The organism is Streptomyces sp. SID3212 (genome assembly GCF_009865405.1).
GTDB lineage: Bacteria > Actinomycetota > Actinomycetes > Streptomycetales > Streptomycetaceae > Streptomyces.
Map to the genome: position 1 here is coordinate 1 of NZ_WWJY01001046.1, position 15,740 is coordinate 15,740.

The window sequence follows — 15,740 nt, forward strand, 5'->3', positions numbered from 1 at the left end:
GACGCGGGCGTGGACGCCGGGCCCGACGCCGACGCGGACAAGGACGCGGGCGTGGACGCGGGGCCGGTCTCTTCGCTGCTGCTCACCCCAGCAGGGTAGCCGCCGCCTTTTCCCGCCCGGCCGCCCAGCCCTCCTGCCGTACGGACGGCCAGGCCTTCTCCCGTACGGGCGCGCGCCCCTTTTCCCCTTACCACCGGGTGCGCCTCTTCCCGTGCCACCGAGCGCCCCCCTCCCGTACCACCAGGCAGCCCGCCCGTCCCGAGGCGACCCGACCGCGCCCCGGCCGGTAATCTGCTGACCATGCGCGCACTCCTCGTGGTCAATCCGGCAGCAACCACCACCAGTGCCCGCACCCGTGACGTACTGATCCACGCGCTCGCCAGCAAGATGAAGCTGGAGGCCGTGACGACGGAGTACCGGGGGCACGCCCGGGACCTGGGCCGGCGGGCGGCCGAGTCGGACGACATAGAACTGGTCGTCGCCCTCGGCGGCGACGGCACGGTCAACGAGGTCGTGAACGGGCTGCTCCACCACGGCCCCGACCCGGACCGGCTGCCGCGTCTCGCGGTCGTCCCCGGCGGCTCGACGAATGTGTTCGCGCGTGCGCTCGGACTGCCCAATGACGCGGTCGAGGCGACCGGCGCGATTCTGGACGCACTGGCCCGGCAGAGCGAACGTACGGTCGGGCTGGGACTGGCGGCCGGGACTCCGGGCACGGAAGACGAATCGGTTCCGTCACGATGGTTCACTTTCTGTGCCGGATTCGGATTCGACGCCGGAGTGGTCGGAAGAGTCGAACAACAGAGGGAGCGCGGGAAAAGATCGACGCACGCCCTCTATGTGCGCCAGGTGGTACGGCAATTCCTGGACGAGCCCCACCGCCGGCACGGGGTGATCACCCTGGACCGCCCCGGCGAGGACCCCGTGACGGACCTCGTCCTGTCCATAGTCTGCAACACCGCCCCCTGGTCCTACCTGGGCAATCGTCCCCTGTACGCGTCCCCGGGCGCCTCGTTCGACACCGCGCTGGACGTGCTCGGGCTGAACAGTCTGAGCCCTGCGGCGGTGGCGCGGTACGCGACCCAATTGCTCACTTCGTCCCCTGAAAAAGGGCCCCACGGACGCCATGCCGTGGCGCTCCACGACCTGACGGACTTCACCTTGCATTCCAAGGCGCGCCTGCCCTTCCAGATGGACGGCGACCACCTTGGACTGCGCACCAGTGTGACGTTCACAGGCGTTCGCCGTGCACTGCGTGTGATTGTGTGAGTGGAAGGACCCAAAGTCCTTCCACTCGAACGTTTAGGCTGGCATCCACCCCATGGAAGTACGGCTGTGACGGAGTCGTCACCGAGGAATCAAAAAAAACTTTCCAGAAGGGGTTGTATCCGCCGCCGAGGTTTGCGAATCTCTACATGGCGATCGGGACGGCCCGCAACACCGGCCTCCCTGAGAACCAGAACCCCTCCTCATTCAAGGACCACACCAGCTTGTCTGGCGGTCGGCCCTTCCCTTGTCGGGGGATTCGTGAAAGCGTTCACATTCACAAGCAACATGTTCGTCACACCAAGAGAGGTAGCAGCCATGGACTGGCGTCACAACGCCGTTTGCCGCGAGGAAGACCCCGAGCTCTTCTTCCCCATCGGCAACACCGGTCCTGCGCTGCTGCAGATCGAGGAAGCCAAGGCCGTCTGCCGTCGCTGCCCCGTCATGGAGCAGTGCTTGCAGTGGGCGCTCGAGTCCGGCCAGGACTCGGGTGTCTGGGGTGGCCTCAGCGAGGACGAGCGCCGCGCAATGAAGCGCCGCGCCGCTCGCAACCGGGCGCGTAACGCGACCGCCTGACCCACCCCGCAACGAGCCCCGGCCAGGCGGAGCGCACAGAGAGTGCGCACGGCCCCGCCCCCGAAACGCAGCGCGCAGTACCCCCCGATGCGCATCGCAATGTGAGCTTCGAACCGAGCCCCGGACCGTCACCACGGTCCGGGGCTCGATGCTTGTGACGTGCGACGTGTGACTTATGACGTGTGACGTGCGTGCGACGGACCGGGTCGAACAGCCTCACCCGTACGGCTACTTCTGCGGCTCCACCGGTATGTCGAGGACCACGCGCGTACCGCCCCCGGGGTTGGGCACCATGTCGAAGCTGCCGCCCAACTCCCCCTCCACCAGCGTCCGTACGATCTGGAGTCCCAGATTTCCGGTCCGCTGCGGGTCGAACCCCTCGGGCAGTCCGACCCCGTCGTCCTGGACGGTGATGAGCAACCGGGCGTCGGAGCGCACCCCTTCGCCGCGTTTCGCCGCCGGCTGGTCGCCGCTGCGGACCGCCGAGACCTCGACGCGGCCCTGTTCGCCCGGCGCGAAGGCGTGTTCCAGCGCGTTCTGGAGGATTTCGGCGAGGACCATCGAGAGCGGGGTGGCGACCTCGGCGTCCAGGATCCCGAACCGTCCGGTCCGCCGGCAGGCGACCACCCCGGGCGAGATCTCCGCCACCATCGCGAGGACCCGGTCCGCGATCTCGTCGAACTCCACCCGCTCGTCCAGATTCTGGGACAGCGTCTCATGCACGATCGCGATCGAACCGACGCGCCGTACGGCCTCGTTGAGGGCCTCCCGGCCCTGCGGTGAGTCCATCCTCCTGGCCTGGAGCCTGAGCAGCGCGGCGACCGTCTGGAGGTTGTTCTTGACCCGGTGGTGGATCTCCCTGATCGTGGCGTCCTTCGTGATCAACTCGCGCTCGCGGCGGCGCAGTTCCGTCACGTCACGGCAGAGGACCAGCGAACCGATCCGGACGCCCTTGGGTTTGAGCGGGATGGCGCGCAGCTGGATGACCCCGCCGCTGCCCTCGACCTCGGTCTCCCGGGGGGCGTAACCGCTGGCGAGTTTGACCATGGCCTCGTCCACCGGGCCCCGGGCGGGCGCCAGTTCGTCGGTCGTCCGTCCGAGGTGATGTCCCACCAGGTCGGACGCGAGTCCCAACCGGTGATACGCCGAGAGGGCGTTGGGGCTCGCGTACTGGACGACCCCGTCGGCGTCGAGCCGGATGAGTCCGTCGCCGACGCGCGGCGAGGCGTCCATGTCGACCTGCTGCCCGGGAAACGGGAAGGAGCCCGCCGCGATCATTTGGGCGAGGTCGGAGGCGGACTGGAGGTAGGTCAGCTCCAGCCGGCTGGGCGTGCGGACCGTGAGCAGGTTGGTGTTGCGGGCGATGACGCCGAGGACGCGGCCGTCCCGGCGTACGGGGATGGACTCGACCCGTACGGGCACCTCCTCGCGCCACTCCGGGTCGCCCTCGCGGACGATCCGCCCCTCGTCCAGGGCGGCGTCCAGCAGGGGTCTGCGGCCCCGGGGGACGAGGTGGCCGACCATGTCGTCCTGGTAGGACGTGGGGCCGGTGTTGGGGCGCATCTGGGCCACGGAGACATAGCGCGTACCGTCCCGGGTAGGGACCCACAGCACGAGGTCGGCGAAGGACAGGTCGGAGAGCAGCTGCCACTCCGAGACCAGCAGGTGGAGCCACTCGAGGTCGGATTCGCTCAGGGCGGTGTGCTGGCGGACGAGGTCGTTCATGGAGGGCACACAGGCGAGCGTACCCGCGGCAGGAACCGGGACGAACCGCGATCGGGCCCGGCGCGAAGGCCGCGGGCCCGCTTCCTTCCTGGCCGCCAAGGGCCGGAAATCGCCCGCCCGAATGGATGGACAGGGCGGAATGGTCTAGTCCACAATGATTCGGTAAAGAGCTTCCGCGCTCCCCGCACAGGAGCGCGGAACGAGGTACCCGGCGCTCTCTGCCCTGACTGCGCCGAGGCCTCCCCCACGGCCGAGCGGGACCGCACACCTGCCGGCCGTAGCAACTCCGGGCTGCGGTGCCGGACGGGTTGAGGGTCCCGTCGCGGCGCCGCGGCCCGCGGGTGTTTCCGGCCCCGGGGGCGCCCGCCCCAACTCCGCGCCCCGGCGCGTCCCCGACATCCACGCACGGCGCGCACGCCCGCCCGTACTGCCCCCTGGACGCGTCCGGCCCCTCTGCTAGATTGGTCTATACCACAAAAAGCCCCTTCCTCAGATCGGCAGGCCCCAGCGTGGAAGTTGTCATCGTCCAGGACGCCACCGCGGGCGGCGAGCTCATCGCGGACACCATCGCCGCGCTGCTGCGCCGCAAGCGCGACGCCCTCCTCGGTGTGGCCACGGGATCGACCCCGCTGCCCATCTACCGGGCGCTGTCGGCCCTGGTCGGGTCCGGGGCGGTGGACGCCTCGGGTGCCAGGATCGCCCAGCTCGACGAGTACGTGGGGCTGCCGCAGGGCCACCCGGAGTCGTACCGCTCGGTCGTCCTGCGCGAGGTCGTGGCGCCGCTGGGTCTCTCCGAGGAGTCCTTCCTGGGCCCCGACGGCAGTGCCGAGGACATCCTGGCGGCATGCGAGGCGTACGACCGCGCGCTCGCCGAGGCCGGCGGGGTCGACCTCCAGCTGCTCGGCATAGGCACGGACGGGCACATCGGCTTCAACGAGCCGTGCTCCTCGCTCGCCTCGCGCACCCGCATCAAGACGCTGACCCGGCAGACCCGCGAGGACAACGCGCGCTTCTTCGACAGCATCGACGACGTCCCGCACCACGTGATCACCCAGGGCATCGGGACGATCCTCGAAGCGCGCCACCTGATCCTGCTCGCCACCGGCGAGGGCAAGGCGGAGGCCGTGGCGCAGACGGTCGAGGGTCCGGTCGCCGCGCTGGTGCCCGCCTCCGCGCTGCAACTGCACCCGCACGCCACGGTGGTCGTGGACGAGGCCGCCGCCTCGAAGCTCAAGCTCGCGGACTACTTCCGGGACACGTACGCGGCCAAGCCGGACTGGCAGGGGCTGTAGGGGCGACCGCGCCTTCCTCCGCACGGCCGCGCTTTCTCCGGACGGCCGCGCCTTCTCCGGACGTACGAAGACGAGTGCCGGACCGCCCGCGAGGGGTGGTCCGGCACTCGTCATTTCCGTCCCGGCCAGGACAACGCCACCGGCCGGGACTCAGCTCCTGGGTGTCCCGCCGGTCAGGCGCGGCCCGCGATGACCTCGGCCGCCGCCGTGCCGCACACCCGCGCCGCGCCGTGCGTGGCGATGTGCAGCGCGCCCCTGGGCTCCGCCTCGTTCACGCCCATCTCGACCACGACCGTCGTGGGCCGTGCGGCGAGGAGCGCGTCCAGGGCGTCCGCCATCCACGCGTGCCGGTGCAGGTCCCGTACGACGGCGACGATCACGCGGTCACCGGCGGCGGCGAGCACCTTCCCGGTCAGCGCGGCGGTGTCCGTACCGTCGATCCCGGCGCTGTTGTACGCGCCCGTCTCGGTGCCGGGCAGCAGCCGCTCCAGCTCCGGCGCGACACCCCACGGGGTCTCGTCGCCGACGGCGATGTTCGCCATCGGGGTGAAGGCGGCGACGTAGGGCGCCTCGTCGAGCGGCTTTCCCGTGCCGGTGACCCGCACGGCGCGGCGCGCGGCGACCAGTCCGACCGGGGCGTCGGCGGCCACACCCGAAGAGCCGCTCAGCGTCACGCTTGTGGTGCCGGGCGCGGTCCCCTCCTGTGAATCCGCGCCCGGCTCCGCAGCCCCCCTGACCCGAACCGTCCAGTCGGCGAGCGCGCGCACCCGCGCGGCCGCGTCGGCCAGACGCTCCTCGGGCAGTTCGCCGTCCCGTACCGCCGCCACCAGCGCGTCGCGCAGCCGCAGTACGGTTCCCTCGTCGGACGGGCCGCCGCCGACGCAGATCGCGTCGGCGCCCGCCGCGATCGCGAGGGCGGTGCCGCGCTCGATCCCGTACGTGGCGACGATGGCTTCCATGTCCATGCCGTCGGTGACGATGAGGCCGTCGAAGCCCAGTTCCTCACGGAGGAGGCCGAGCAGGATCTGCGGACTCAGTGTCGCGGGGCGGTTGGGGTCGAGCGCGGGAAGCAGGATATGCGCGCTCATCACCGCTTTGGAACCCGCCGCGACGGCCGCCCGGAAAGGCAGCAGGTCACGGGCGTGCAGTGTGTCCAGGTCCACGTCGATGCGGGGCATCGCGTGGTGCGAGTCCACGGCGGTGTCGCCGTGCCCGGGGAAGTGCTTGGCGCAGGCGGCGACGCCGGCGCTCTGGAGACCGTCGACGTACGCGGCGGTGTGCCGGGCCACCAGGTCGGGATCGGCGCCGAAGGACCGTACCCCGATGACCGGGTTGTTCCGGTTGGAGTTGACGTCGGCGGAGGGCGCCCAGTTGAAGTTCACCCCGCACGCGGCGAGCCGGCGCCCCAGTTCCCGGGCGACGGCCCGGGTGAGGTCGAGGTCGTCGACCGTACCCAGCGCGTAGTTGCCGGGGAAGGACGAGCCGTGCCTGACCTCCAGGCGGGTGACGTCACCGCCCTCCTCGTCGATGGCGACGAGGAGGTCGTCGCGCTCGGCCCGCAGCTGGGCGGTGAGCGCGGAGATCTGCTCCGGTGTGCGGATGTTGCGGCCGAACAGGGCGACGGAGGACAGGCCTTCGCCGATCCGCCGCAGGACCCAGTCGGGGGCCGTGTCGCCGGCGAAGCCGGGCTGGAGGACGGCGAGGGCGTCGCGGGTGAGGGTGTCCGTACCCGTCAGGAGTGTGGTCATGGGTGGTGTTATCCCTTCACCGCGCCGGCCGTCAGACCGCCGACGGCGCGGCGCTGGAGGAACGCGAAGACGATGAGCACGGGGAGGGCGAAGAGCGTGGACGCGGCCATGGTCGCACCCCAGTCGCTGCCGAAGGCGGTCTGGAACTGGGTCAGCCAGAGCGGCAGCGTCTGCGACTCCTTCTCCTTGTTCAGGATCAGGACCATCGCGAACTCGTTCCAGGCGGTGATGAAGCCGAAGAGCGAGGTCGACATCAGGCCGGGGGCCAGCAGGGGGAAGATGACCTTCATGAACGCCTGGCCGCGGTTGCAGCCGTCGATCAGGGCGGCCTCCTCCAGCTCGACCGGGACGGCGGCGATGAAGCCGCGCAGGGTCCAGATGGTGAAGGGCAGCACCATGACGAAGTAGATAGCCGTCAGGGTGCCGAGGCTGTTGAGGTAGTCGCCGTCACGGGCGATCATGTAGACCACGATGACCATGACTTCCCACGGTGCCATCTGGGCCATCATGACGCCGAGCACCAGGCCCTTGCGCCCGCGGAATTTCATCCGTGCGATGGCGAAGGCGGCGGCCAGGGCGACGACCAGGGAGATCAGCACCGCGCCGATCGTGACGATCAGGCTGTTCGTGACGTACGTCCAGAACAGGTCGACGCCGGTCGCCTTGGTGTAGTTCTCGAAGGTCGGGGTGAAGACGAAGACCGGGTCCTTGGTGAGGATCTGGCTCTGGGGCTTCAGCGAGGACGCGAACATCCAGTAGACCGGGAAGATCAGCACCAGGGCGATGAGGAGCGCGCCCACGTTCTTGGCGATCGCGCCGGGCCGCAGGGGCTTCTTGTTGCGGGCCGCCGGGGCCGCGGGGACCGCGTCGGCGGGCGGCTTGGTGAGGGTGGTGCTCACTGCTCCTCCTCCTGCTTCAGGATCAGGCGGAAGTAGAAGGACATGATGGCGATCAGCATCACGATGGTCAGTACGGAGATCGCGGCGGCGAGGCCGTAGCGGAACAGGCCCTGGCCGGTGATGTACGCGTACACGGGGAGGGTCTCGGACGCGTGGTCAGGACCGCCCAGGTTCATCGCGTACACCTGCGCGAACGCCTTGAAGACCCAGATGATCTCCAGGAACGTGGTGATCATGAAGAAGGGCCTGAGGTTCGGGAAGACCACCGACCAGAAGGTGCGCCAGCCGTTGGCGCCGTCCATCTTCGCGGCCTCGTACAGCTCGCTGCCGATGGTGGTGAGACCGGCGTACATGTTCAGCGCGACGAAGGGGATCGAGCCCCAGACGATCAGAAGCGTGACGATGACGAGGGTCGAGAAGCCGGTCTCGAACCAGTTGTGCTGTTCGTAGCCGGAGAATCCGAGGGTACGCAGCACCCAGTTCGCGACACCGAACTGCTCGTCGAACAGCCACCGGAAGACGGTCACGGAGGCGACGATGGGCATGGCCCAGGCGAGCATGAGCGCGAGCGAGAGGACCAGGCGCATCTTGGTGCCGAGGCGGTTGAGCAGCACGCCGATCAGCGACCCGATGACCATGATCAGGAGGACGTTGGCGACCGTGAAGACCAGGCTGCGGACGACGACGGTCCAGAAGTCCGGGTCCTTGAGCAGCTCCGTGTAGTTGTCGAAGCCGACCCATTCGGGGAGCCGGGTGATCAGTTCCTTCCTGTTGACCTGCTGGAAGGAGAGGATCACGTTCTTGACGAGCGGATAGAGGAGCAGCACCGCCATCGAGAGGACCGCGGGGGCGATCAGCAGGTACGGCACCAGCCCGCCGAGCCGGGAGCGTCTACCGCGTGGAGGGGTGTGGATTTCCTGGGATCCGGTGGGGGGAGGCGGAGTCGTCGACTCCCCTGCCGCCCTTCCGGGCGCGTCCTCGGGTGCGGCGGTCACCGCTCCCTGGGAGTGCACGGTCATGGTCTTTCCTCGCGGTTCTGGGGCTCCCGCGCCCGGCCGGGCGCGACCCGCGGACGGCGGGCCGCTGTGCACGAACAGAACCCGGTGGCGCGGCCGGTGCTGAACACCGCCCGCACCACCGGGTGGTGACGACTACTGCTGGTTGATGCGCTCGTCGATGACCTTGTCGGCCGCTTCGCCGGCCTTCTTCGGGTCCTCGCCGTTCAGGACCTTGGTCATGTAGTCCTTGATCGGGTTGGGCGCGGTCTCGACGTTCGCCCAGCCCGGGGTGACCGGGGTGATCTTGCCGACGGGCGCCGACTTGGCCATGGCCTCGGCGAACGAGGCGGCGGGGGGCGCGAACTGCGACGCGTCGTTGTTCGGCAGCAGGGCGCCGCCGGTGGCCTCCGCGTACTTGGCCATCTGCTCCTTGCCCGCGGCGAGGGCCAGCCACTCCTTGGCGAGGTCCTTGTTCGGGGAGCGCTCGGCCACCGCGAGGTTGGAGCCGCCGAAGAAGACGGAGCCCGGCTTGTCGGCGGTCTTGCCCGGGATCGGGAAGTAGCCGAAGTCGGCGGTCTTGCCGGCCTTCTTCATGGCGTCGATCGCGCCGCCGGCCTCCCAGCCGAGACCGATCCAGGACGCGACGTCACCCTTGGGCACAACGTCGGTGGACTGCTGAGGGGTCGCCTCGTCCTTGTCCTTGGGCGCCGTGGAGAACGACTGGAGTTCCTTGTAGAAGTTGATGGCGGCCGTGGCCTCGGGGGAGGCCAGGTTGCCCTTCCACTGGTCGCCGTCCTTGACCGCGAGGTCGCTGCCCTCGTCCCAGACGAAGCCGGAGTACACGTACCAGCTCTGGCCGGGCAGGTAGATCGGCTGGACCTTCTTGTCCGACGCCTGGATCTTCTTGAGGCCGGCGATCCACTCGTCACGCGTGGTCGGCGGGGTCACCTTGGCCTTCTTGAAGATGGCCTTGTCGTAGACGACGACGCGGCTGGCGGCGTACCAAGGGGCGGAGTACAGCTTTCCGTCCAGCTCGGTGGAGGCCAGCATGCCCTTGTTCCAGCCGTCGTAGCCGAGCGCCGCCTTGTCACCGGTGAGGTCCGCGAGACCGCCGGTGACCGCGTAGCCCGCGGTCTGGGTGTTGCCGAGTTCGAGGACGTCCGGCGGGGTGTCCTCGGAGAGGGCGGTGGTGACCTTCTCCTGGATGCCGTTCCACTGCTGGATCTCGACCTTGACCTTGACGCCCTTGTGGGCCGCCTCGAACTCCTTGTTGACACCCTTGATCCAGGCGTCGGGGGCGGAGCCGTCCATGACCCAGACGGTCAGGTTCTTGCTGCCGCCGGCCTTGGTTTCGCTACCTTTGTCGTCGTCCGAACCACATGCGGCGATGCTGACCATCATGCCCGCGACACCTATCGCCGCGACGAGCTTGCGCTTCACGCCACCCTCCTCAGGGATGCCTGCAACTGCTGCCCACCGCGAAGCCATACGACTAGTAGTGACTGTGGGGTCGGGGGCTTGGCCTTGAATGGTTTAGACCAGTACCGGGAGCTTGGCCTAGACCTTTGGGGGTGTCAAGGGTGTATAAGAAGGACAGTCGCGTCCGTTATCGGACCGACACCTGAGGAGGGGCGACGACCCGTGAGCGGTCCGTGCCACCATGTGAGCCGCGACAGACGGAGGAGCCGGTGACGGCAGCAGCACAGTCGGGAAGGCAGGCCATGGCCACGGACGGGAGCGGTACGGAGTCCGAGGGTACGGCTCCCGTACGCACGGCGCGCGTGCCCAAGTACTACCGTCTCAAGCGGCACTTGCTCGATATGACGGGGACGCTGCCCCCCGGCACACCGGTTCCGCCAGAGCGTACTCTCGCCGCGGAGTTCGACACGTCGAGAACGACAGTTCGGCAGGCACTTCAGGAACTGGTCGTCGAGGGACGGCTCGAACGCATCCAGGGCAAGGGCACGTTCGTGGCCAAGCCCAAGGTCTCGCAGGCCCTCCAGCTCACCTCGTACACCGAGGACATGAGGGCCCAAGGGCTGGAACCCACGTCCCAGTTGCTGGACATCGGGTACGTCACCGCGGACGACACGCTCGCCGGGCTGCTCGACATCACCGCGGGCGGGCGGGTGCTGCGGATCGAACGGCTGCGGCTCGCCAGCGGGGAGCCGATGGCCATCGAGACCACGCACCTGTCGGCGAAACGCTTCCCCGCGCTGCGCCGCTCGCTGGTCAAGTACACGTCCCTCTACACGGCGTTGGCGGAGGTGTACGACGTGCGCCTCGCCGAGGCCGAGGAGACGATCGAGACGTCGCTCGCCACCCCCCGGGAGGCCGGGCTGCTGGGCACGGACGTCGGGCTGCCGATGCTGATGCTGTCGCGCCACTCGATCGACGGGAACGGCGAACCGGTGGAGTGGGTGCGGTCGGTGTACCGGGGCGATCGTTACAAGTTCGTGGCGAGACTGCGCAGGCCGGCCGACTGACCGGCCGTTCGCGGTCTTCCCTCGGCCGGGGCCGTCCCCTAGATTTCCTGCGCGTTGCGAAAGCGATCAGCGAAACGGCGAGCAGTGAGGGGACGGAGCCGCGCATGTCAGAAGCACCGCCAGCATCACCTTCGGAAACACCTGAGGAGAACCCTCCCCCCACGGTCACCCCCGTCCGTGTGGTCATCGCCCTCTGTCTGGTCGTGCCCTTCGTGGCGCTGCTCTGGGTGAGTTCGTACGCGAGGACCGATCCGGCGTTCATCGGCATCCCGTTCTTCTACTGGTACCAGATGCTCTGGGTCGTCGTGTCGGCCGCGCTGACGATGGTCGCCCACCAGCTGTGGCAGCGCGACCAGCGCTCCCGTACGGGATCCGGCAAGGGCGGTGCGTCGCGATGAACGACGGTGTGAACGGCGTCGCGCTCGGCGTCTTCGTCTTCTTCTTCCTGGCCGTCACGGTCATGGGTTTCCTCGCGGCGCGCTGGCGCCGGGCGGAGAACGAACAGAGCCTCGACGAATGGGGCCTGGGCGGGCGGTCGTTCGGCACGTGGGTCACCTGGTTCCTGCTCGGCGGCGACCTCTACACGGCGTACACCTTCGTGGCCGTGCCGGCGGCGATCTACGCGGCGGGCGCGGCGGGCTTCTTCGCCGTGCCGTACACGATCCTCGTCTATCCGCTCATCTTCACCTTCCTGCCGCGGCTCTGGTCGGTGTCGCACAAGCACGGGTACGTGACCACCTCGGACTTCGTCCGGGGCCGGTTCGGCTCGAAGGGGCTCTCGCTGGCGGTCGCCGTGACCGGCATCCTCGCGACGATGCCGTACATCGCGCTGCAACTGGTGGGGATCCAGGCGGTGCTGGACGTGATGGGCGTCGGCGGCGGCGAGGACACGAACTGGTTCGTGAAGGACCTGCCGCTGCTGATCGCGTTCGCGGTGCTCGCCGCGTACACGTACTCGTCGGGGCTGCGGGCGCCCGCGCTGATCGCGTTCGTGAAGGACACCCTGATCTATCTGGTGATCATCGTGGCCATCATCTACATCCCGATCAAACTGGGCGGTTTCGACGACATCTTCGCGAAGGCGGGGGACGCGTTCGCGCAGAAGAACCCGGCGACCGGGGCGCCACGTGGCGCCCTCGCGCCGGGCGAGGCCCAGCAGTGGGGGTACGCGACGCTGGCGCTCGGCTCGGCGCTCGCGCTCTTCATGTATCCGCACTCGGTCACGGCGACGCTCTCCAGCCGCAGCCGTGAGGTGATCCGGCGCAACACCACGATCCTGCCGCTGTATTCGCTGATGCTGGGGCTGCTGGCGCTGCTCGGCTTCATGGCGATCGCCGCCGGGGTGAAGGTCGACAACGGGCAGCTGGCGATCCCGCAGCTCTTCGAGAACATGTTCCCCGACTGGTTCGCGGGGGTGGCGTTCGCGGCGATCGGGATCGGGGCGCTGGTGCCGGCCGCGATCATGTCGATCGCGGCGGCGAATCTCTTCACCCGCAACATCTACAAGGACTTCATCAAACCGGACGCGACGCCCGCGCAGGAGACGAAGGTCTCCAAGCTGGTGTCGCTGCTGGTGAAGGTGGGGGCGCTGGCCTTCGTCCTGACGATGGACAAGACGGTGGCGATCAACTTCCAGCTGCTGGGCGGGATCTGGATCCTCCAGACGATGCCGGCCCTGGTCGGCGGCCTCTTCACCCGCTGGTTCCACCGCTGGGCGCTGCTCACGGGATGGGCGGTGGGCATGCTGTACGGCACGATCGCGGCGTACGGCGTCGCGAGCCCCACGCAGGCCCACTTCGGCGGCTCCTCGAAGGAGATCCCCGGAATCGGCGAGATCGGCTACATCGGCCTGACGGCGTTCGTCCTCAACGCGGTCGTGACGGTGGTCCTGACGCTCGCCCTGAGGGCGGCGAAGGCCCCGGAGGGCGTGGACGAGACGAGCCCGTCGGACTACACGGCGGACATCGGCGACCCGGGCGTGAAGAAGGACCTCCCGCTGTCCCCGGCGACCCCGCCGGACCCGGACCCGGTGCGCTGAGAGGGCGCACGCGTACGGCGTAAGGCGGGCCCCCGGACTCCGGGCGGCCCGCCTTCCCGGTTCCGACACAGGGGGGCGAAGTGGGGCGCGACACAACATCTAGGGGGTGCTTCACCGTGCGCCCCCCAGATGTATGCTCGACCTCGTTGTCGACGCAGGGGAATCCGGTGTGAATCCGGAACTGTCCCGCAACGGTCTGCTGTGGTGTGCTTTGTCATACCCGTGAGTCCGAGGACCTGCCGGCGACGCATCCGGCTCGACCGAACCGGGTGCCAGGACGTCCGGGCCCCGAGGCTGGGCCGGAGACGCCGTGGTTCGTGCTGCCCGGAGACGGGTACGTGGCGGATCCGCGCGCCCCCGCTTCCCCGCCGACGGCCCAGAGCCGAGCGAGGGAGAGCACCACGTGACCATCGCGCCAGCCGATCCGGCTTCAGGCATCTCCGAGGTCTCCGCACAGGTGACCGACGGACCCGGGACCGCGTTGCTGCGGCTCCTGACCGACCTGACCGCCGATCTGCCCGACACCGACCCCGGACGCGTCGCCGGCGCCGCGCTGCGCGGCCGTAACGCCCGGTCGGACGAGGCCGAGCTGCGCGAGCTCGCCACCGAGGCCGCCGCGGGGCTCATCGCCGAGGACCCGGCCTACTCCCGGCTCGCCGCCCGGCTGCTCACCCGTACCATCGCCGAAGAGGCCGCGAGCCAGGGCGCCGTGGCGTTCTCCGCGTCCGTCGCGGTGGGGCACCGCGAGGGCCTGATCGCCGACCGTACGGCCGAATTCGTCGCGCTGCACGCCGACTTCCTGGACGCGCTCATCGACCAGGACGCCGACGACCGCTTCGGCTACTTCGGGCTCCGTACCCTCTTCAGCCGGTACCTGCTCCGCCACCCGATCACCCGCAAGGTCATCGAGACCCCCCAGCACTTCATGCTGCGCGTCGGCGCCGGTCTCGCCGAGGACACGAGCGTCCGCGCGCTGGAGGAGGTCGCCTCCCTCTACCGTCTGATGAGCCGCCTGGACTACCTCCCGTCCTCGCCGACGCTCTTCAACTCCGGTACGCGCCACCCGCAGATGTCCTCCTGCTACCTGCTGGACTCCCCGCTGGACGAGCTGGACTCGATCTACGACCGCTACCACCAGGTCGCGCGCCTGTCGAAGCACGCGGGCGGCATCGGCCTCTCGTACTCCCGCATCCGCTCGCGCGGCTCGCTGATCCGCGGCACGAACGGGCACTCGAACGGCATCGTCCCGTTCCTGCGGACCCTGGACTCCTCGGTCGCGGCGGTCAACCAGGGCGGCCGGCGCAAGGGCGCCGCCTGTGTCTACCTGGAGACCTGGCACGCGGACCTGGAGGAGTTCCTGGAGCTGCGGGACAACACCGGTGAGGAAGCCCGCCGTACGCACAACCTGAACCTCGCCCACTGGATCCCGGACGAGTTCATGCGCCGCGTCGACGCGGACGGCGAGTGGTCGCTGTTCTCCCCCGCCGACGTCCCCGAGTTCGTGGACCTGTGGGGCGACGAGTTCGACGCCGCGTACCGCAAGGCGGAGGCCGCCGGCCTGGCGCGGAAGACCATCCCGGCCCGTGAGCTGTACGGCCGCATGATGCGTACCCTCGCCCAGACCGGCAACGGCTGGATGACCTTCAAGGACGCGTCGAACCGTACGGCCAACCAGACCGCCCTGCCCGGCAAGGTCGTCCACTCCTCCAACCTCTGCACGGAGATCCTGGAGGTCACGGACGACGGCGAGACGGCCGTCTGCAACCTCGGCTCGGTCAACCTCGGCGCCTTCGTGCTCGATTCGGGCGAGATCGACTGGGAGCGGCTGGACGAGACCGTCCGTACCGCCGTCACCTTCCTCGACCGGGTCGTGGACATCAACTTCTACCCGACCGAGCAGGCCGGCCGCTCCAACGCCAAGTGGCGTCCGGTGGGCCTGGGCGCGATGGGCCTCCAGGACGTCTTCTTCAAGAAGCGCCTGCCGTTCGACTCCGCCGAGGCCGCCGCGCTCTCCACGAGGATCGCCGAGCGGATCATGCTCGCGGCGTACGAGGCGTCCTGCGCGCTCGCCGAGCGCAACGGGCCGCTCCCTGCCTGGTCGGAGACCCGTACCGCCGCCGGGGTGCTGCACCCCGACCACTACGACGTCGAGCTGAACTGGCCGGAGCGCTGGGAGGCGCTGCGCGCCCGCGTCGCGAAGAGCGGCATGCGCAACTCGCTGCTCCTCGCGATCGCGCCGACGGCCACCATCGCCTCGATCGCGGGCGTGTACGAGTGCATCGAGCCGCAGGTCTCCAACCTCTTCAAGCGCGAGACGCTGTCCGGGGAGTTCCTCCAGGTCAACTCGTACCTGGTGCAGGAGCTCAAGGACCTGGGCGTCTGGGACGCGCAGACGCGTGAGGCGCTGCGCGAGTCCAGCGGCTCGGTGGCCGGCTTCACCTGGATCCCGGCGGAGGTGCGCGAGCTGTACCGCACGGCGTGGGAGATCCCGCAGCGCGGTCTGATCGACATGGCTGCGGCCCGTACGCCGTTCCTCGACCAGAGCCAGTCGCTGAACCTGTTCCTGGAGACGCCGACCATCGGGAAGCTCAGCTCGATGTACGCGTACGCCTGGAAGAAGGGCCTCAAGACGACGTACTACCTGCGCTCGCGCCCCGCGACGCGTATCGCCCGCGCGGCGGGCGGCGCCCAGGCGGCGGCCACCGTGCCGGC

At 69.3% G+C, this 15,740-nt stretch carries 12 protein-coding genes and 1 riboswitch; of the genes, 7 read left to right on the top strand and 5 right to left on the bottom strand.

From position 1 onward, the window contains the following. The first annotated feature begins 300 nt into the window (after positions 1-300). On the top strand, positions 301-1,269 hold the full coding sequence (locus GT042_RS30875; RefSeq protein WP_161311992.1) for a diacylglycerol kinase family protein: 969 nt from the start codon (positions 301-303) through the stop codon (positions 1,267-1,269). A gap of 315 nt (positions 1,270-1,584) precedes the next feature. Further along, positions 1,585-1,842: a WhiB family transcriptional regulator gene (locus tag GT042_RS30880; protein WP_004937597.1), complete on the top strand. Its 258-nt coding sequence runs from the start codon at positions 1,585-1,587 to the stop codon at positions 1,840-1,842. A 228-nt stretch (positions 1,843-2,070) separates the two neighbouring features. On the opposite strand, the gene GT042_RS30885 is transcribed toward GT042_RS30880, so the two are convergent. Then, a complete protein-coding gene (locus tag GT042_RS30885; RefSeq protein WP_202534238.1) occupies positions 2,071-3,567 on the bottom strand; it encodes a PAS domain-containing sensor histidine kinase in 1,497 nt (498 codons plus the stop codon). Between the two features lie 509 nt (positions 3,568-4,076). On the opposite strand from GT042_RS30885, the gene nagB reads away from it, so the two are divergent. Then, the gene (gene nagB, locus GT042_RS30890) at positions 4,077-4,859 is read left to right on the top strand and encodes a glucosamine-6-phosphate deaminase (protein WP_161311994.1); all 783 of its coding nucleotides are present in this window, start codon (positions 4,077-4,079) and stop codon (positions 4,857-4,859) included. 173 nt (positions 4,860-5,032) lie between these two features. Here nagB and GT042_RS30895 read toward each other — a convergent pair whose 3' ends face one another. The 4 genes from GT042_RS30895 to GT042_RS30910 all read right to left on the bottom strand — a co-directional run bounded on the left by GT042_RS30895 (position 5,033) and on the right by GT042_RS30910 (position 9,944). Then, positions 5,033-6,607: a glycoside hydrolase family 3 N-terminal domain-containing protein gene (locus tag GT042_RS30895; RefSeq protein ID WP_161311995.1), complete on the bottom strand. Its 1,575-nt coding sequence runs from the start codon at positions 6,605-6,607 to the stop codon at positions 5,033-5,035. Between the two features lie 8 nt (positions 6,608-6,615). After that, positions 6,616-7,434, bottom strand: a complete 819-nt coding sequence (locus GT042_RS30900; protein ID WP_237531367.1) for a carbohydrate ABC transporter permease — start codon at positions 7,432-7,434, stop codon at positions 6,616-6,618. A 68-nt stretch (positions 7,435-7,502) separates the two neighbouring features. Further along, a complete protein-coding gene (locus GT042_RS30905) occupies positions 7,503-8,525 on the bottom strand; it encodes a sugar ABC transporter permease (protein WP_161311996.1) in 1,023 nt (340 codons plus the stop codon). 132 nt (positions 8,526-8,657) lie between these two features. Further along, on the bottom strand, positions 8,658-9,944 hold the full coding sequence (locus tag GT042_RS30910) for an extracellular solute-binding protein (protein WP_161311997.1): 1,287 nt from the start codon (positions 9,942-9,944) through the stop codon (positions 8,658-8,660). A 281-nt stretch (positions 9,945-10,225) separates the two neighbouring features. On the opposite strand from GT042_RS30910, the gene GT042_RS30915 reads away from it, so the two are divergent. The 4 genes from GT042_RS30915 to GT042_RS30930 form a co-directional block, all read left to right on the top strand. Beyond that, positions 10,226-10,990 carry a GntR family transcriptional regulator gene (locus GT042_RS30915; protein WP_161312002.1) on the top strand — a complete coding sequence of 255 codons (765 nt, stop codon included), beginning with the start codon at positions 10,226-10,228 and terminating at the stop codon, positions 10,988-10,990. Between the two features lie 104 nt (positions 10,991-11,094). Then, on the top strand, positions 11,095-11,388 hold the full coding sequence (locus GT042_RS30920; protein ID WP_161311998.1) for a DUF3311 domain-containing protein: 294 nt from the start codon (positions 11,095-11,097) through the stop codon (positions 11,386-11,388). Continuing rightward, a complete protein-coding gene (locus GT042_RS30925) occupies positions 11,385-13,028 on the top strand; it encodes a sodium:solute symporter family protein (RefSeq protein ID WP_161311999.1) in 1,644 nt (547 codons plus the stop codon). Before GT042_RS30920 ends, GT042_RS30925 begins: the two co-directional genes overlap by 4 nt. A gap of 116 nt (positions 13,029-13,144) precedes the next feature. After that, a riboswitch (cobalamin riboswitch) is annotated at positions 13,145-13,287 on the top strand. A gap of 144 nt (positions 13,288-13,431) precedes the next feature. Next, on the top strand, positions 13,432-15,740 hold a 2,309-nt coding region (locus GT042_RS30930), incomplete at its 3' end, for a ribonucleoside-diphosphate reductase subunit alpha (RefSeq protein WP_161312000.1).